At 45.4% G+C, this 18,879-nt stretch carries 17 protein-coding genes; 3 read left to right on the top strand and 14 right to left on the bottom strand.

The genetic code is table 11. The features are described 5' to 3' along the window. Positions 1 to 4 precede the first annotated feature (4 nt). From flgD to tig, 10 genes are all read right to left on the bottom strand, one after another. The gene (gene flgD, locus ST37_RS13080) at positions 5 to 712 is read right to left on the bottom strand and encodes a flagellar hook assembly protein FlgD (protein WP_143698200.1); all 708 of its coding nucleotides are present in this window, start codon (positions 710 to 712) and stop codon (positions 5 to 7) included. Positions 713 to 726: 14 nt separating this feature from the next. After that, complete coding sequence (flgC, locus tag ST37_RS13075) at positions 727 to 1,143, bottom strand: flagellar basal body rod protein FlgC (protein WP_084887074.1); 417 nt, start codon at positions 1,141 to 1,143, stop codon at positions 727 to 729. A gap of 3 nt (positions 1,144 to 1,146) precedes the next feature. Continuing rightward, positions 1,147 to 1,542: a flagellar basal body rod protein FlgB gene (gene flgB, locus ST37_RS13070; protein ID WP_084887072.1), complete on the bottom strand. Its 396-nt coding sequence runs from the start codon at positions 1,540 to 1,542 to the stop codon at positions 1,147 to 1,149. A 283-nt stretch (positions 1,543 to 1,825) separates the two neighbouring features. Continuing rightward, complete coding sequence (locus ST37_RS13065) at positions 1,826 to 2,122, bottom strand: ComEA family DNA-binding protein (protein WP_084887069.1); 297 nt, start codon at positions 2,120 to 2,122, stop codon at positions 1,826 to 1,828. A gap of 131 nt (positions 2,123 to 2,253) precedes the next feature. Beyond that, the gene (gene ppiD / locus ST37_RS13060; RefSeq protein ID WP_084887067.1) at positions 2,254 to 4,107 is read right to left on the bottom strand and encodes a peptidylprolyl isomerase; all 1,854 of its coding nucleotides are present in this window, start codon (positions 4,105 to 4,107) and stop codon (positions 2,254 to 2,256) included. Between the two features lie 195 nt (positions 4,108 to 4,302). Beyond that, positions 4,303 to 4,575, bottom strand: coding sequence for an HU family DNA-binding protein (locus tag ST37_RS13055; RefSeq protein ID WP_084887066.1), 273 nt, complete (start codon positions 4,573 to 4,575; stop codon positions 4,303 to 4,305). 190 nt (positions 4,576 to 4,765) lie between these two features. Next, positions 4,766 to 7,111, bottom strand: coding sequence for an endopeptidase La (gene lon, locus ST37_RS13050; protein WP_084887064.1), 2,346 nt, complete (start codon positions 7,109 to 7,111; stop codon positions 4,766 to 4,768). Positions 7,112 to 7,328: 217 nt separating this feature from the next. Next, on the bottom strand, positions 7,329 to 8,597 hold the full coding sequence (gene clpX / locus ST37_RS13045; protein WP_084887062.1) for an ATP-dependent protease ATP-binding subunit ClpX: 1,269 nt from the start codon (positions 8,595 to 8,597) through the stop codon (positions 7,329 to 7,331). An 84-nt stretch (positions 8,598 to 8,681) separates the two neighbouring features. After that, positions 8,682 to 9,302: an ATP-dependent Clp endopeptidase proteolytic subunit ClpP gene (gene clpP / locus ST37_RS13040; protein ID WP_084887061.1), complete on the bottom strand. Its 621-nt coding sequence runs from the start codon at positions 9,300 to 9,302 to the stop codon at positions 8,682 to 8,684. 100 nt (positions 9,303 to 9,402) lie between these two features. Continuing rightward, complete coding sequence (tig, locus tag ST37_RS13035; RefSeq protein ID WP_084888125.1) at positions 9,403 to 10,704, bottom strand: trigger factor; 1,302 nt, start codon at positions 10,702 to 10,704, stop codon at positions 9,403 to 9,405. 529 nt (positions 10,705 to 11,233) lie between these two features. Between tig and ST37_RS13030 the strand changes: the two genes are divergently transcribed. The 3 genes from ST37_RS13030 (at position 11,234) to ST37_RS13020 (ending at position 14,639) form a co-directional block, all read left to right on the top strand. Continuing rightward, positions 11,234 to 13,018: an ATP-binding protein gene (locus ST37_RS13030; RefSeq protein ID WP_084887059.1), complete on the top strand. Its 1,785-nt coding sequence runs from the start codon at positions 11,234 to 11,236 to the stop codon at positions 13,016 to 13,018. Then, a complete protein-coding gene (locus ST37_RS13025) occupies positions 13,015 to 14,358 on the top strand; it encodes a sigma-54 dependent transcriptional regulator (protein ID WP_084887057.1) in 1,344 nt (447 codons plus the stop codon). Before ST37_RS13030 ends, ST37_RS13025 begins: the two co-directional genes overlap by 4 nt. 92 nt (positions 14,359 to 14,450) lie before the next feature. After that, positions 14,451 to 14,639 (top strand): hypothetical protein, encoded by a 189-nt coding sequence (locus ST37_RS13020; RefSeq protein ID WP_084887055.1) that lies wholly within the window; start codon positions 14,451 to 14,453, stop codon positions 14,637 to 14,639. A 71-nt stretch (positions 14,640 to 14,710) separates the two neighbouring features. On the opposite strand, the gene ST37_RS13015 is transcribed toward ST37_RS13020, so the two are convergent. The 4 genes from ST37_RS13015 to ST37_RS13000 all read right to left on the bottom strand — a co-directional run bounded on the left by ST37_RS13015 (position 14,711) and on the right by ST37_RS13000 (position 18,733). Then, positions 14,711 to 16,072, bottom strand: coding sequence for a TRAP transporter large permease (locus ST37_RS13015; RefSeq protein ID WP_084887053.1), 1,362 nt, complete (start codon positions 16,070 to 16,072; stop codon positions 14,711 to 14,713). Then, complete coding sequence (locus tag ST37_RS13010) at positions 16,072 to 16,707, bottom strand: TRAP transporter small permease (RefSeq protein WP_084887051.1); 636 nt, start codon at positions 16,705 to 16,707, stop codon at positions 16,072 to 16,074. Before ST37_RS13010 ends, ST37_RS13015 begins: the two co-directional genes overlap by 1 nt. Before the next feature lie 71 nt (positions 16,708 to 16,778). Then, the gene (locus ST37_RS13005) at positions 16,779 to 17,774 is read right to left on the bottom strand and encodes a TRAP transporter substrate-binding protein (protein ID WP_084887049.1); all 996 of its coding nucleotides are present in this window, start codon (positions 17,772 to 17,774) and stop codon (positions 16,779 to 16,781) included. A 347-nt stretch (positions 17,775 to 18,121) separates the two neighbouring features. Next, complete coding sequence (locus tag ST37_RS13000) at positions 18,122 to 18,733, bottom strand: murein L,D-transpeptidase catalytic domain family protein (protein ID WP_084888124.1); 612 nt, start codon at positions 18,731 to 18,733, stop codon at positions 18,122 to 18,124. Between the last annotated feature and the right edge of the window lie 146 nt (positions 18,734 to 18,879).

Below are 18,879 nucleotides of genomic sequence, written 5' to 3'. Positions count from 1 at the left end.
GCAATTAACCTTTGCCAACTTCCTTTACTTCAGCGAGTTTAACTGGGCTGTTATACCCTTCTAGGTTAAGCAGTACGTTGCCGTCCCCTTTACCAAGCAATACGCTGTTTACGTTGGCGTATGTTGATACATCGAACTCAGTGTTTTGACCATCGACTAAGCCGTTGGCTTTTACGTTATATCTTCCGGCCGGCATTGCATTGCCTGTGTCGTCCAAACCATCCCAATCTACGCGAGATTCACCAGCAGGATTTGCCCCTGCGGTAAAGGTGCGGACTAACTCACCAGCGGCATTCTCGATGCGCACCATTAAGTTATCGACTGAGGTTGGCAAGTTAACCATAGCGGCAAGGCCACCCATTTGATCTTTCATTCCCGCAGCACCTGGAACCAGTACGTCGCGCCCTACAAGAGACGACGCCTGCAGCGCTTGATTTGAGGTCATAGACGAATTCAAGCTATCAAACTGTGTATTCATCTTATTGATACCATCAACAGTTGCAAAAGAAGCCATCTGAGCGATCATTTGGTCATTTTCTACCGGCTTAAACGGGTCCTGGTGCGCAAGCTGCTTAGTCAACAATGACAAAAAGTCATCTTGCTTTAGCTCATTTTTGCCGCCCGTTTGTTGGGTTTTTGTCTGCTCTTGTGATTGTTTAAGTTGGTCTATATAAGACAAGCCACTTTGACCGACATTATCAATAGCCATCAGCTGTCCTCCTTACCTTATTGACCCATCTGCAGCGTACGCAGCAGCATTTGTTTGCTTGCATCAGCAACCTGTACATTTGTTTGGTATGAACGGGATGCGGAAATCATATTTGCCATCTCTTCCATGACATTTACGTTAGGCTTGTAAATATAGCCGTCGTCGTTTGCCATTGGATGATCTGGGTTGTACTCCGCATTCAGCGGTTTATCACTCTCTACAATGCCCATCACTTTTACGGGAACACTGTGGTCTCTGTTGTATTTAGCTTTACTCAATTCGGCACCAAAAACCGCATGACGGGCTTTATAGGTCTGCTCAGCGCTGCTGCTAATGCTATCTGCGTTGGCGAGGTTACTTGATGTTGTATTTAGACGGATAGATTCTGCACTCATTGCAGATCCCGTCACGTTAAAAACATTGAATAAACTCATCGATTAGCTCCCTTTGATCGCTTTCGTCATATTTTTAAACTTCGACCCTAAAAAATCGAGTGACGCTTGATGGCGCAGTTGGTTTTCCATGAACAGGTTTCGTTCTAGGTCAACATCAACAGTATTGCCGTCACCGGTATCGGGTTGAGTTGGCAAGCGATATTCAGTCCCAGAGGTAAAATTGGTCGAGGCGGCAATATGTCGCCCATTGGTTCGACTCAATCCCATGCTCTGACCCGACTTCGCCGCGGCCATTGCTTTATCAAAGTCCATACCCTTAGCCTTGTAGCCTGGGGTGTTAGCTTGTGCAATGTTGGTAGAAATCAGCTCTGCATTACTTTCACGCACACCGACCGTGTGCTGATGTACGCCTAATGCATTGTTAAAACTGATGGCCATTGTTTGCCCCTTTTCTACCGTTTTGGTGTGACTACTTAGTACTAAGCGATTATCGTGCCAACAATACTATGTAGAACTAGTTTTATAGTGACAACTCAATTATTCGTCTGAGCTTACCTGCTCGTGTCGAATGGCTCAAGATTTCATCCATTCATGCACGTGCTGTTCTAAGGTATATTGGTTTGATGCTTCACATAATGAATAACTTGCAATAATAAGGCCACTCTTTGAGAGTGGCCTTATTCATTCACAAGTGATTCGCGGCAAATCGCGACATGAGTACTTACAACGCAATACGTTGCCGATTTTTATCGACCGTAGCTGCGCCTATGCCACTGACATTGGTTAATTGATCAGCACTGGTGAATGGGCCATGTACCGTTCGGTATTCAATAATATTCTGTGCTTTTTTCAGACCAATCCCCTGTAAAAGGGTAGCAAGTTCTTCAGCATCCGCCTGATTGATGTTAACGACAATGTTAACGTTTTCGTTTTGAGACTCCGTTTCTTGCGCAGCGAAACAGCCGACACTAAACAGTGCCAGTAGAGTCAGCCAAATAGTCGATAGTGTTTTAGTCATGTTGTTCTCCTTTAAGTTGCAACACAACCCTACCGACAATTCATATAGAACAAACGTTACCGAAGATAAAAATAGAACGGGCTGCATAAAATGCAGCCCGTTATTACTTTAGCTTTCATTGTGCTGTGAAGTTACTCACCGATGAAGTATTCGATCTGTATCGTTTCTGCCAGTTGACTCACTAACCCTTGCTGCTCTTGCCCCTGGAAGGTTTGAAATAGCTGAGCTTCGATTTGCTGGTTAAAGTCGCTGCTGATCACGTCATTCACTTTCGACAACTCGACCACGATCACATTGCCAATGAGGCTTTGCGTCTGTGCAAAATGACTTTGCTCGGTTGGGCGCGGCATAGCAAACACCACATCCGCAAACTCAGAGCCACGATCAACAGTGCTGACTTCGTTAAAGCTCAGATTATTATCGGTAAGAACGGTCTCGTTCCCAACAGACAATGCGTCAATCACTTCAAGCGCTAGCGCATCTGCTTGCTCACGAGCAAGCGATAAAGTTAACTGTGACTCTACGTCTGCCTTAACGTCTTCTAATGGCAACACGGTCTGCTCACGAGCGTCCTCGATGCGAACTACAACGACATGCTCCGATCCGACTTCAATAACTTCTGAGTTAAGGCCGTCAAATTTTACTTCTTCGCTCATCAGCGCACTCGATACGCCTTGACTACGTAGAACGTCTGGCAGCTCGTAGGCCGACACAAAATCGGTCGTGGTTACGTCTGCACCAATTGCCGTCGCTGCATCGTCTAGTGAGTCGGGAAACTCAAATGCTACCGTTTCTAGCTCAGTGAGTAGACGATAAAACTCATCCACCGCTCTCTGACCTGAAAGCTCAGCAGTAAGTTCATCTTTAATCTCTGCGAGTGGCTTAGCCTGAGGCTCTTTGATCGCGTTCAGCTTGATGATGTGGTAACCAAAGTCACTCCTAACTAACCCTGTCATGTCGCCGACAGTAGTCAGTGCAAATGCAGCGTCTTCAAACGCTGGATCCATGACACCTTTTTCAATCCAGCCTAGGTCGCCACCTTCTTCCGCGCTGCCAAGATCTTGAGACTTGTCTTGAGCCAGTAAGCCAAAGTCGCCACCTGCGTTTAGCTCATCTAAAATAGCTTGAGCCGTTGCTTCGTCATCACCTTGAATCAAGATGTGTGCAACTTGGCGCTGCTCTTCAGTTGAAAATGAAGAGAGGTTGTCTTGGTAATAATCTTCAACTTCGTCGTCAGTAGGGGCAAACTCATTTTGCAGTTGCTGAGCCGAAAGCTCGACATAAGAAATACGGTACTGTTCAGGACGAGTAAAACGCTGTGCGTTGTCATCATAATACTGCTGAATTTGCTCGTCGTTGATTTCGATAGTTTCAGCCAGTTGATTCACATTGATTTCTAAAGTGCGAATATCACGCGTTTGGCTGATCAATCCGCTAGCGATAGCAATTTCTGAAGGTAATACAAAATCAGTGTTGGCTAACGCCCCTGCCAATTGTGTACGAATCATGTCACGTCGTAAGTATTCAGCGAAAGAATCTGGAGTAAAGCCAGCGCGACGCAAGAAAGATTGATACACCTCTTGGTCAAAACGACTATTATTCTGGAATTGTGGCATAGTGACAATGAGATCACGAACTTGTTGGTCACTGATGCGCAATCCGAGCTCATCGGCTTGTTGCTCTAGCAGCGCCTGGTTCACCATACGTTGCAACACAGAGCGACGCAGCTGCGCTACATAAGTTGGGTCACCAAGAAGCGCGTTGAAGTAATCACTGTTCTGCGCTTGTAAACGGTTACGCTCATTTTGATACGCTTGTTCAAACTCACCACGCGCGATATCGACGTTACCCACTGTCGCTGCAACATTCGCGTTTCCGCCAACAATGTAGCTACCTACACCAGCAAAAACGAAGGACAAGATAATCAAGCCCAAAATAATCTTTACCGCGATGCTATTCACGCCTTCGCGTAACCTTTCCATCATCTGTTTATATACTCCAAACTAGGCCAACTCGGCCAATTTTCGATTTATCGAATAATATCAGAAAAAGAAATGCGCACCAGTAACGATGCGCATTATTCTGTTGTTTGTGAACGATTACTTGATGTATTGCACTTTCAGAGAACTCTCCCAGGCCGCTAGCATGAGCAATCGTTCAAGCTTAAATCGATTTTTCGCTTAGTTGCACGCGTCTTTTAACGCTTTGCCAGGCTTAAACGCTGGTACTTTTGCTTCAGCGATTTGGATTTCTTCACCCGTTTTAGGGTTACGGCCAGTACGAGCAGCACGAGTACGTACGCTGAATGTACCAAATCCAACCAAGGCTACTTGGTCACCATCTTTTAGAGTATCGGATACAGATTCGATAACCGCTTCCAGTGCACGGCCAGCAGACGCTTTTGAAAGATCAGCGCTTTCTGCGATTTTTTCTACTAATTGAGTTTTGTTCACAGTGTATTCCCCTTGTGTTGCCCTAAAACACCACTGCCGGGCAACGTTGTCCATGTTATTTATTAGAGCTTAAGCAAGATGTAAACAAGCGTTCAAGCTGATGTTAACTTAACGTCACAAAAAAAAGCTGACAAGTTGTTTTAACTTGCCAGCTTATTTCATTTTAGTATTTTTGGTCTAGGTCACTGTTTTAAGAGGCTACAGTGAAACCTTGCGGTGATTTTTCAAGAGCAATCTCAAGCACATCGTCAATCCACTGCACGGGAATAACCTTAAGATCAGCAATCACATTATCTGGAATCTCTTCCAAATCACGCTCGTTGTCTTTTGGTATAACGACCGTCTTGATACCGCCACGGTGAGCAGCAAGCAATTTCTCTTTAAGTCCACCAATAGGTAATACTTCGCCACGAAGCGTAATTTCACCGGTCATAGCCACATCGGCTTTCACTGGGTTGCCAGTCAAGCTTGACACCAATGCTGTGCACATAGCGATACCAGCGCTAGGTCCATCTTTTGGCGTGGCCCCTTCAGGAACGTGAACGTGGATATCGCGTTTTTCATAAAAGTCGTTATTAATACCCAGTTTTTCAGCGCGAGCTCTTACAACCGTCATCGCCGCTTGAATAGACTCTTGCATCACATCACCCAACGAACCGGTCTGCGACAACTTACCCTTACCGATCATAGATTCCGTTTCAATGGTGAGCAGATCACCCCCCACTTCAGTCCACGCCAGTCCAGTCACCTGACCAACGCGGTTGTTGTCATCCGCTTTACCGAAGTCAAAGCGTTGAACGCCCAAGTACTCTTTAAGGTTATCTTGGTTGACTTCAACTTTCTTGAGGTCTGTATCGAGCAGAATGTTCTTCACCGCTTTTCGACAGATTTTTGAAATTTCACGCTCTAAACTACGTACACCGGCTTCACGAGTGTAGTAGCGGATAATGCCAACCAATGCAGAGTCCGCTATGTCAATTTCATGCGGCTTTAGTCCGTTACGCTTAATTTGCTTTGTGAGCAAGTGGCGCTTAGCAATGTTCAATTTCTCGTCTTCGGTATAACCCGAAAGACGGATCACTTCCATACGATCCAGCAGTGGGCCTGGGATGTTCATCGAGTTAGACGTTGCGACAAACATGACATCAGAAAGATCGTAATCGACCTCAAGATAATGGTCGTTAAACGCATTGTTTTGCTCTGGATCCAACACCTCTAACAATGCAGACGCTGGGTCACCGCGCATGTCTGATGACATCTTGTCTATCTCATCAAGTAAGAACAGTGGGTTCTTCACGCCCACTTTAGACATTTTCTGAATAAGCTTACCTGGCAACGAACCAATATAGGTTCTGCGGTGTCCGCGAATTTCTGCCTCATCACGCACGCCACCCAGTGCCATTCTCACGTATTGGCGACCTGTCGCCGCTGCGATAGATTGCCCTAGTGACGTTTTACCCACACCAGGAGGCCCAACCAAACACAAGATAGGCCCTTTCAGTTTATTGATACGGTTTTGCACCGCCAAATACTCGAGGATACGTTCTTTCACACGCTCAAGACCGTAATGGTCTTGGTTAAGCACTTCTTCTGCTTTGCCTAGGTTCTTCTTCACCTTTGAACGCTTTGACCAAGGTACCCCAATCATCCAATCAATATAGCTGCGCACCACGGTGGCTTCAGCAGACATTGGCGACATCATTTTCAGTTTTTGCAGCTCGGCTTCGGTCTTTTGACGCGCCTCAGTGGGCATTTTCGACTCTTCGATTTTTTTCTGTAGAGCTTCAAACTCGTCTGGAGCATTGTCCATGTCACCCAATTCTTTTTGAATCGCCTTCATCTGCTCGTTGAGATAGTACTCACGCTGAGATTTTTCCATCTGCTTTTTGACGCGACCACGGATACGCTTTTCAACTTGCAGCAGATCGATTTCAGATTCCATCATTCCCATCAGAAACTCTAGGCGCTCGTTGACGTCTAAAATCTCAAGTACCTGTTGCTTGTCGACAAGCTTCAGTGGCATATGCGCTGCAATGGTGTCGGCTAAGCGAGCAGCGTCGTCGATGCCGTTGAGTGAGGTCAACACTTCTGGTGGAATCTTCTTATTGAGTTTTACAAAGCCTTCAAATTGATTAATTGCGCTTCTTACAACGACTTCTTGCTCGCGTTCATCAATCTCTGGGGTCGTTAAAAACTCAGCATCAGCAATGAAAAATTCATCATCACGAATACTGTGCACTTTGGCACGCTGTTGTCCTTCAACCAATACCTTCACAGTGCCATCTGGAAGTTTCAATAATTGCAAAATCGTCGCAACGGTACCCAAGTCAAACAAATCGTCTTTGCTTGGTTCATCGTTGTCGGCTTCTTTTTGAGCCACCAGCAAGATCTGTTTGTTGTTCTCCATCGCTGCATCAAGGCAAGTGATCGATTTTTCACGACCAACAAACAGCGGGATCACCATGTGGGGATAAACCACCACATCACGTAACGGCAATACTGGTATCTCTGTGCGTTCAGAACGTTCCAAGTTCATAGTTGGTTCTCTATATTTGGCGGTATTAGTTGTTATATAGGGGTAATTTTAAGGTATTCAACGGCAAAGGGATAAGTTTATGTAGAAAAAGGTAACAATTGGCGAACATTCCTACAAAAATGATGCTTTAGTCCAGTTAATTCACTGAGTTATACAGGGGTTATTGCAAAAAAAAACCAGAGCCTAAACTCTGGTTTTATCTCAATTTGAAAAGCGATTACTCTGCAACTGCAGCGTCTTTTCCGTTGTAAATAAGCAGTGGCTCTGATTCACCGTTAATCACGGTCTCATCAATCACAACTTTACTTACATCAGTTTCAGAAGGTAGATCGTACATTGTGTTTAGCAACACACCTTCCAAAATTGAACGCAGTCCACGTGCACCGGTTTTGCGCTCCATCGCTTTTTTGGCGATGGCTTTAAGTGCATCTTCGCGGAACTCAAGCTCAACCTCTTCAAGGTCGAACAACGCACCATACTGTTTTGTTAGGGCGTTTTTAGGCTCGCTAAGGATCTGAACCAACGCCGTCTCGTCAAGCTCGGTCAGTGTCGTGGTAACTGGAAGACGGCCAATAAATTCAGGGATAAGCCCGTATTTAACCAAATCTTCTGGTTCAACTTTGCCAAATAACTCACCAACGGTACGAGTATCGTCTTTTGAGCGGATTTCAGCACCAAAGCCGATACCAGAGCCCGTCTCAACACGCTGCTCTATCACTTTATCTAGGCCAGCAAATGCACCACCACAAATAAAGAGGATCTTAGAGGTATCAACTTGCAAAAACTCTTGTTGAGGATGCTTACGGCCACCTTGTGGTGGTACAGAAGCGATGGTACCTTCAACCAGTTTTAGCAGAGCTTGCTGTACACCTTCACCAGACACATCACGCGTGATTGATGGGTTTTCTGCTTTGCGAGAAATTTTGTCAATTTCATCGATGTATACAATACCACGCTCTGCTTTCGCTACGTCGTAATCGCATTTTTGCAACAGTTTTTGGATGATGTTTTCAACATCTTCACCCACATAACCGGCTTCGGTTAGGGTCGTTGCATCTGCCATGGTAAATGGCACATCAAGAAAACGAGCCAACGTTTCCGCTAGTAAAGTCTTACCACTACCAGTAGGACCAATAAGCAGAATATTACTCTTGCCTAGCTCAACGCCCTCAGAATTGGTGTCACCGTTGCGCAATCGCTTGTAGTGATTGTAAACTGCAACAGCTAATACCTTTTTCGCGTGCTCTTGTCCGATGACGTAATCATCCAAGTGTTCGCGAATATCTCGTGGTGTCGGCAGTGCCTCTGCCTCTTTCTTAGGCAGTACATCTTTAACCTCTTCACGAATAATATCGTTGCAGAGATCCACACATTCATCACAAATGTATACTGACGGGCCTGCTATAAGCTTACGTACTTCATGCTGGCTTTTACCGCAGAAAGAGCAATAGAGTAATTTTCCACCCTCTTTGCTTTTGTCTGTCATTTGCTACCTCTTTACTTGGAGCATTTTAGTTTGGTGCTTTTCATCTATATCATTATAGATGAAAAGCTAAACCTATATTCTCTATTACGCACGTGCCAATACAGAATCTACAATTCCGTATTCTACTGCTTGATCCGCTGACATGAAATTGTCGCGGTCAGTATCACGCTCGATCACTTCTAGTGGCTGACCTGTATGTTCCGCCAAAAGAGTGTTCAATTTCTTCTTAATCGTAAGAATCTCTTGTGCATGGATCTGAATATCAGATGCCTGACCTTGGAATCCGCCTAATGGCTGATGGATCATTACACGAGAATTTGGCAATGCATAACGCTTACCTGGCGCACCGCCAGCAAGTAGGAAAGACCCCATTGAGCATGCCTGTCCCATACACACTGTACTTACGTCTGGCTTGATGTACTGCATAGTATCATAGATGGACATACCCGCAGTAACACTCCCACCTGGTGAGTTAATGTATAGGAAAATCTCTTTATCTGGGTTTTCTGATTCAAGGAACAACAGTTGAGCAACCACAAGATTTGCCATGTGGTCTTCGACTTGTCCAGTCAGAAAGATGATGCGCTCTTTAAGCAGGCGTGAGTAGATATCGTATGAACGCTCTCCACGGGAAGACTGCTCTACAACCATAGGTACAAGTGCGTCAATTATAGGCGACGCGGCGCTTTTTTCTTGGAAGCTCATAGTTTTAGATCCCTTAAAAATAAATGGCCCTAAGTATAGGGCCATTGTTAGCAGAATAGTAGACTGTAAGTCAACAACTTCCCGTCTTAACCCCTAAGAATTAAGCAGGTTGCTGGTTCATCAAGTCGTTAAAGCCTAGCTCTTTTTCAGACACTTTTGCTTTACCAACAATTGCGTCAATCGCTTGCTCTTCAAGTGCAACGTTGCGCATATTGTTCATCATTTCTTCGTTGCCTTCGTAGTAAGCAACAACTTCAGACGGGTCTTCGTACGCTGTAGCCATCTCTTGGATCAACGCTTTTACTTTTTCATCGTCAGCTTTTAGCTCTTCTGCTTTGATGACTTCACCAAGAAGAAGACCAACCACTACGCGACGCTTAGCTTGTTCTTCGAACATTTCGCGTGGTAGTGACTCTGCAGCTTCAGCGTTGCCGCCAAAACGTTGTGCAGCTTGTTGACGAAGTGCACCGATTTCTTGATCGATAAGTGCAGAAGGTACGTCGATGTCGTTCTCTTTAACAAGACCGTCAATCGCTTGCTCTTTGATGCGGTTTTTGATCGCGCCTTTAAGCTCACGTTCCATGTTCTTGCGAACTTCAGCTTTGAGACCTTCAACACCGCCTTCAGCAACACCAAATTTCTCAACGAACTCGTCGTTTAGCTCAGGAAGCTCTTGAACTTCTACAGAGTTTACTTTGATAGCAAACTTGGCCACTTTACCTTTCAGGTTTTCAGCGTGGTAATCTTCTGGGAAGGTTACGTCGATTTCAAATTCCATGCCTGCTTTCTTACCAGCAATGCCGTCTTCAAAACCTGGGATCATACGACCAGCGCCCATTTCTAGAGGGAAGTTTTCAGCTTTACCGCCTTCAAACTCTTCGCCGTCGATAGAACCGATGAAGTCGATGTTTGCACGAGTGCCTTCACCCGCTTCAACGTCTGACTCAGTCCAAGAAGCTTGTTGCTTACGTAGCGTTTCTAGCATTTCAGCAACGTCTTCGTCTTTCACTTCAACCAATGGCTTTTCGATTTCAACGTTTTCTAGACCTTTAAGCTCCACTTCTGGGAAGATTTCAAAGGTTGCAGTGAACACAAGATCTTTGCCTTCAGCGATTTCAACTGGTGCGAATGTTGGGCCGCCAGCTGGGTTGATCTTTTCTTTAACGATTGACTCGATGTAGTGACGTTGCATCACTTCGCCCATAACATCGTTACGTACAGATTGACCGTACATTTGCGCTACCATTTTCAAAGGCACTTTACCTTTGCGGAAGCCGTCAAAGCGACGGTTCTTAGCGATATTGCGTAGTTCCGCTGTTACTGCATCTTCGATGTTTGCAGCAGGAACAGTAATGGTTAGACGGCGCTCTAGGCCTTCCAAAGTTTCAACAGTAGCTTGCATTGTTTTCATAACCTCAAATCGTACTCTTTAAAAAGAGCGTTTACCTACTTGAGTAGGCTTTCCTAATTTTTGCGTATAGCGTTGACGTATAGCGCGTATTCGTGACTCAATCCAACAGCCCATCACGATCGAGTAGTAAAACCTAAGTTTTACCAGGGCTACTGGAGGACTAATAAGAGATAACTTCACTCAGCGGTTAGGCCTGAAAAGTTGTCTATGATTAGTCTCAGGGTGAAATAGACGCGACATTCTACCCACATGGGTATCGGCTGTCGAGTCACCCCCTAATAACAGGCACGCCGATGTAACAAAATCGGGGCTAGCGCGCACTTTTAGCCACTACACACTAAGCCTGCACTGAGAATGGGGTCTTGTGCCACGATTTCAAGGCTTCTGAACACAAAAAAAGTGCAATTGATTAAAAAGAGATCAATCCACCAGAATGTTCCCTAAAGATGGTCAACAATAGTCGTTAGAGTTTAAGCAGTTAGGTGGTTGAGTGACTAAGGATTCAATACGAACATTTTTTATGATCGGATGCACTTATATCCTCATCACAACCGCGCTGGGGCAGTGGTATTGGTACGAAGCTGCCAATAAGCAAAATCGAGACAATCAATCGACTCTCAGTCAATTTCAGACTCAACTGCAAGCGCAATTGGAGCAGTTTTCTTACTTACCGAGGCTGCTGTCAAAGGATCGTGAGCTTATAGACGCGCTTAATGCCCCCTTTAACAGCGCTCAGCTGGATATTACCAACCGCTACCTAGAAAACGTCAACCGCATCATCGGTGCCGCCGATACCTACCTGCTAGATAATAACGGCACCACAATTGCAAGCAGTAATTGGTTGTCGGAAACCTCGTTCATTGGACGTAATTTTGCTTTTCGTCCCTATTTTCAGCAGGCATTGCAAGGTACGACTGGACAATATTTTGCGCTTGGTTCCACCTCGACAAAGCGCGGCTATTACTATGCTTACCCCATACATTATGGCGCCTCTTTAATTGGGGTCATTGTGATTAAAATGGACCTTTCATTGATTGAGCAAGACTGGATAACCAAAGGTGCAACCTACATTGTGACTGACCGCGACAATATTGTGTTTATGAGCAGTCGTCAGCAGTGGTTGTTTCACTCGCTGCTTCCTCTGTCACCCGATCGCACGCGAGAAATCCAGCAAGAGCGTCGCTACTTGGACCTCACCATTCCCTCGTTAGGGTTTCTCGCTATTCCTAACTCTCAGCAAGGTCGCATAACCCAAAAGCGCACACCAATCAGTGCCGATACGTTTTACTATGCTCACCATCCTTTGCCTAACCACCAACTTAAGGTGTGGGTACTCTCTAAACAGCAGACTTTAGTGTGGGGGCTGCTTAGATTCTTGGTTTTCTTGCACCTGGTGTATGCGTTAATCATTAGCTTTTGGCTGTTCTCTGGGTATCGCAAACGAAAGTTACAACAACTCAATTTGCTGCAAGCGCAATCCCAACAAAAGCTCGAATTTGAAGTTATGGCGCGCACGGCGAAACTGCAGGTGGAGATAAAAGAGAGAACGCTTGCAGAGCAGCGCCTGTTGCAGGCTCAGCAAGACTTGATTCAAGCGGCGAAATTAGCCCTGTTGGGTAAACTCTCTGCCAGCATCAGTCATGAACTCAATAACCCACTGGCGGCGATTCGGAGCTTCTCAGATAACGGCGTGAAGTTTATCGAGCGTGGCGATTATGACCGCGCAAAACAAAACCTTGAAAAGATCGTCTCATTGACCCAAAGAATGGCTAAGATTTCTCAACAATTACGTGCGTTTGCACGTAAGTCGAGTGCCGATGACGCGCAGTGGGTAGAAGTCCTGCCGATATTGGAGCTAGCTTTAGAGCTCACGCGTCCTGAAGCGATGCGATGTGGGATAGTGATCAATCCGCCTACCCCCCCAAAATCACCGCTACCCTTAGTAAAAGTTCATGCGGTTCAGCTTGAACAGGTATTTATCAACCTCATCACCAATGCTATTCAGGCCACTGCCTCCTGCAAACTGAAGCAAATCGATATTGCTCTTACCGTTGATGGAGCGTGGCTAAACATCGCGTTTGACGATTCTGGTACAGGAATCGACCCTGAATTACACAGCATGCTGTTTGAGCCTTTTGTCACCAACAAAACCCAAGGTCTTGGGCTGGGGTTATCCATCTCTAAAGAGCTTATCGACAGCATGAAAGGCACATTGACTGCGGGTAATTCCGAATTGGGTGGTGCATGTTTTACGGTAATGCTGCCCTACTCGTACGACCCAACTGATCCAAGTGAGACGCGATGACACACATATTCTTAATTGATGATGAGGCCGATTTACGTGATGCAATCAGCCAAAGTCTCGAGTTAGCCGATTTGACCGTCACTCAGTTTGACAGTGCTGAGTCTGCGTTGCTAGCGCTTAAGCAAGACCCACATGTAGACGTTGTGGTCAGCGATATCTGTATGCCTGGCTTAAGCGGTCTCTCGCTGCACCGCTCGTTGCTCAAGCAGTCACCGGATATTCCGGTTATTTTAATTACCGGCCATGGCGATATCGCGATGGCGGTCGATGCAATGAGAGAAGGGGTTTATGACTTTATCGAGAAACCCTTTTCCAATGATTTCTTAATTAAGTCGGTCAAGAAAGCGGCCGAAAAGCGGGCTCTGCTGGTCGAAAATCGCCGATTAAAAAGTGCACTGAAGCATAATCAAACACTGGGTCCAAGAATTATTGGCCAATCAAACGGTATCGAACAAGTAAGATTGCTGATCGACAAAATTGCTGACACGCCAACGGAAGTACTGATATTTGGTGAGACTGGGTGCGGAAAAGAGATGGTTGCTCGGTCGTTACACGAACAAAGCTCGCGCAGAGATAATAATTTCGTCGCCATCAATTGCGGTGCACTGGCAGACAACTTAATCGAAAGCGAACTGTTTGGGCATGAGAAAGGTGCATTTACTGGGGCCGAGCAGCAACGCATCGGTAAACTAGAGTACGCCAACGGAGGAACTCTGTTTCTTGACGAGATTGAGTCCATGCCAATGGCGGCTCAAATTAAATTACTGCGCGCCTTACAAGAGCGTGAAATTGAGCGTCTCGGCTCCAATCAACTGATGCCCATCGACATTCGAGTGGTTGCTGCGACAAAAACCGATCTCAAACAGCTTTCGCAGCAAGGATCTTTTAGAGACGATCTCTACTATCGCCTTAACGTGGTACACATCGATATACCACCTCTGCGAGAACGTGCCGATGATGTACTGGCACTTTTCCACCATTTCCAATTAATTAGTGCGGCGCAACTGGCTCGGCCTGCACAAGCACTCTCGGCTGAACAAAAAGCAGCATTGGTCCGCCACGACTGGCCAGGAAACGTACGCGAATTGCGTAACTGTGCCGAACGGTTTGTGCTGCTTGGTTCCATTCCGATGGAAAGTGAGAATCCAGAATCCGCTTCTGCTTCAACCAGTTTGCCTCAACAAGTCAGTGCGTTCGAAAAAGCGCTAATCGAGCAGGCTTTAGCTCAATCTCATGGCAGTATTACCCAAACTCTAAAGCTTCTTGATTTGCCGAGAAAAACCCTCTACGACAAGATGAAAAAGCATCAAATAGACAAGCGCTGTTTCAAAAATGAGTAAACTATCACTACTATTAAGCGATAAACTTATAAACTCAATCACTACCATTGTCGTATAGCTCATTATAAGAGTTAGTGGTTTGGAGATTAGCGATGTCGAAGAGTTGCAAAAAGTTGGTCATAGAGTCCATCTACGAAACGGTGGAAGTGAAAGGCACTTTTATGATGGAGCGTCGCTACAAACACGACCGACGCTGCGCAAAAACAAAGGTAGCCTACGACCGCAGAACTCAGCGTGATAAGCGTATTCCAGAAACCAAAAATATTGATGAACATGTATAAAAAGAGCCAGTGAACACTGGCTCTTTTTTGTATTGCTAAAGCAATGCAGGCTAACAAATAGGATAATGACGCTACTTGGTAATAATTTCCGGCCCCATCAAAGTCGTTGGTAACCAGGTAGAGACCCAAGGTACATATGTCACAATAATTAAGAACAAGAACATCACCGCAACCCAAGGCAGCGCGGCCTTCACCACATGAAGCATCGACATTTTCGCCACCCCAGCGGTGACGAATAAATTGAGCCCTACAGGCGGCGTTATCATCCCTATTTCCATATTCACCACCATCATGATCCCTAAGTGAATTGGGTCTATCCCTAGGGCGATAGCAATTGGAAATACCAGCGGCGCAACAATAATCAACAGCCCCGAAGGTTCCATAAATTGACCACCGATGAGCAGCAGAACGTTCACCACTATCAAGAAGGTTATAGGTCCAAGGCCTGCAGAAAGCATCGACTCAGTGATCATTTGCGGGATGCGTTCTTCGGTCAACACATGCTTAAGAATTAGTGCATTCGCTATGATAAACAACAACATAATAGTCAGCTTACCCGCTTCGTATAACGTATGTTGAGTGTCTTTATGCACGAAAGTTTGTAAGGCTTTTAGCAGGGGGTTCGCTTTATTATTAGGATCAGCGAAAGGCCCCATATCTTTGTAGATAAAGTTTGCGATAAAGAATGCATACACAGCGGCCACCGCTGCAGCTTCTGTTGGAGTAAACACTCCGCCGTATATACCGCCCAAAATGATCACAATGAGCAATAGCCCCCAACTGGCGTCTTTCGCCGCTTGAATGGCTTCTCCCCACCCAACAAAGTCCTGTTTAGGGAGGTTTTTAACTCGGGCGGCAATATAAATGGCAATCATCAACATCAACCCAGCCAATAGGCCTGGAATGACACCGCCAAGGAACATTCGACCAACCGACACATCCGTTGCAGCGGCATAGACCACCATCACGATGGACGGCGGGATCAAAATCCCAAGCGTACCCGCATTACAGATTACCCCTGCAGCAAACTCTTTGGTGTAACCATTTTTCACCATACCAGCAATGACAATACTACCGATAGCAACAACCGTTGCGGGTGAGGAGCCAGAGAGCGCAGCAAACATCATACAGGCGACAACGGATGCCATGGCCAGCCCACCTCTAAACCACCCAACCATCGCGATAGCAAAACGGATTATGCGGCGTGCAACGCCACCAGTGGACATAAAGCTAGACGCTAAAATGAAGAACGGGATCGCAAGTAACGTATAGTGGCCTTCAAAGGCGTTAAATAACGTTTGTGCAACCGATGCGAGCGACCCATCGGAATGCACCATTAAGAACAAAACACTGGCAAGGCCAAGAGAAACGGCAATGGGCACGCCAACGAGCATAAAGCCAATCACCATGAGAAATAGTACGAGAATCGCCATTAGAGTTTCTCCTTATCCATGTTTTCTGGCTCTGCGGACAGCGCTTCAAGATCTTCTTCAGCTTCATGACTTGTGATCATTCGGTCCAACTGGTTGGTTGCGACTTTATAAAGGATTTCACAAAAACGGAGAGTCAGCAGTAATGTGCCAATTGGAAGGGCTGCGTAGGGAATGAAACGAGGAAGTTTTTCATAACGCTCGCCTTCATTAAGCCAGTCAGATAAAAACTGCAAAATTTCAGGCATGGGAATATCGTCGGTCTCGTACCAAGCGCGATCGGTCACAAATGGGTACCAATAGTTCCAAGAGCCAATAAGCAGCAAAACAGAAAACAGCAAACACAGGGAGGCTGCAATTAACGCAAAGATTTTTCGTGTTGCAGGTGAAGCCAAGTTGATCACCACATCGACACCAATGTGAAAATGGTGTTTCACACCGTAGGATGCGCCCACCAGCACCATCCAAGCAAACATAAATACGGTCAATTCCAGTGCCCATAAGATGTTATCGTTAAACACATAACGAAATACAACATTAGTAAATGTCAGCAATGTCATAGCACCGAGGAAAAAAGCGATCAGCGTTTCTTCCACAAAATCAGTCCAGCTACGATTGCTTAGGTTGTTAGAAGTCATAGGTCATCCATATACCAAGGTAACAACAGAGCGGGGCACGCGCACCCGCTCATTAAAGGGGTAATGAAGGGTTAGTTGTTTGATGCGATAGCGGCATCAATCAGATCAGAACCAATATCTTTTTCGAACTTTTTCCATACAGGTTGCAAAGCTTCAACCCACAATTGGCGCTGCTCGGGGGTCAAACTGCGTACTACCCCACCCGCTTCTATGATGTTGTTTTTGTTGGCTTGGTTAACTGCCGTGGATTCTGCATTTCGTAGAGTGGTGACTTCTTCCAATATGGTAGCCAACTGCTGACGTTGATCATCAGGCAATGAATCCCAAAAATCCGTAGAGGTTACGACCAAGTAATCCAAAATTCCGTGGTTTGTTTCGGTGATGCCATCTTGAACTTCAAAGAATTTCTTACCGTATATATTTGACCAAGTATTTTCCTGACCATCGATAACTTTTGTCTGTAGGCCGCCATACACTTCTTTAAACGACATTTTTTGTGGGTTAGCACCCAGCTGCTCAAATTGCGCCACCAGTACATCCGATGCCTGAACACGGAACTTTAATCCTTTTGCGTCTTCAGGAGTCAATAGCGGTTGGCTTGCAGACATTTGCTTCATCCCGTTATGCCAAAACGCCAGCCCTTTCACACCACGACGGTTCATTGCATTTTTTAGCTTTTCACCCGCCTCTGAGTTTTGGAATCGGTCTACTGCATCAACATCTTCAAACAAGAAAGGAAGATCGAAAATACGGTACTTTTTAGTGATTTTTTCAAACTTAGACAAAGAAGGTGCCGCCATGTGCACATCACCATTAAGCAGTGCTTCGAGAACTTTATCGTCATCATAAAGTGTCGAGTTTGGGTACACTTGCATGCACAACTTGCCGTTCATCTCGTCATTTACTCTCTGCTCTAAGAGTGAAGCTGCAATCCCTTTAGGGTGCTTGTCAGTATTAGTTACATGACTAAACTTAACAACGGTTTCGCCGTCATCACAGTTAGCGAAAGCATTGGCGCTTGATAAAGCGATCAGTGAGGTTGCTACAAGGGTAAGTGTGGTTTTCATGGAATCGTCCTTTTCTTATATGCCACATGGCTGTTTCACGTTTTTGTTCGCGGGGTACATCATCTTCCCTGCTGTCCCTTTATCTATATCAAGATACGCGCCATCCAAACTAAAGCTTTAATTATTAATAACTTACAATATTTTGCGAATTATCACGCTGCCATTTGGGTGATAATTCACCCTCACCTCTTATCCATAATGGGTGAATAGTCACCCATTTATTTACGCGGCTCAACTCGCTTGCGGCCTCCTAACTGTTAACAAAAAACAATAAAAAACGGGCGTGTTATAAACACGCCCGTTTTCAATTTTAAAGAGACTATCTATGTTCGTATTAATGCTAGGTGTTATGCACTGGCATAGATAACACTGCCACCTTTAATTAGGTCGATGATCTCTTTGGTCAGCTCTGGCGCAAGTGCCGGACATCCCCAACTGCGACCCAAATAACCGTTTTGCTCTATGAATGATTCCGACACGTAGTCAGCACCGTGCACAACAATATAACGTTCACGAGCAAGGTCGTTTTGACCCTCTGTCAGGCCATCTAAACGAAGTGAATATCCGTTGCTGCCGTAGTACGTATCGTCGGTCAAAAACGTACCAAGCGAGGTTTTTCTCGAACTCATTACATTTGAAAACTGAGTTGCGGTTTCCAACCCACTATTGACACCATGAGAGACGTAAGTGTGGTAAAGCAACTCTTTTTTATTGAGATCGATAACGTAGAAACGCTTTTCAGATGAAGGGCGTTCGTAATCGATGATGGTAAGTAAGGGCTTCTTTTTGCCTTCAGTGGTCGCGTATGCATGATACGCTTCGCTATAGAGTTTAAAATTTACAACGTCAGATAGACCAATATCGTGGTAAGACTGTCGAATATCGTACTCAATTTGATTTTTGGCTTTCACCGCATTGGTATTGATGTTTGCAGAGATGGTTAGCGGAAGGGCTAACATTACACAGGCAATAAAAATAGAATAAAGTTTCACGGTCATTAATACTAATCTTGCTCTAAAAAAATAGACTTATTGATACGTTCGTAATGGCTTAGATTCAGTCTCCTTACCGTTTGAACAATCCTAATTCCTCCAAGCATCACCGG

Origin of the sequence: Vibrio sp. qd031 (assembly GCF_002100145.1) — a bacterium.
In the GTDB taxonomy this organism is placed as follows: Bacteria; Pseudomonadota; Gammaproteobacteria; order Enterobacterales; family Vibrionaceae; genus Vibrio.
The sequence above is the reverse complement of the archived record's forward strand: the minus strand, read 5'-3'. Positions and strand labels throughout refer to the sequence as shown.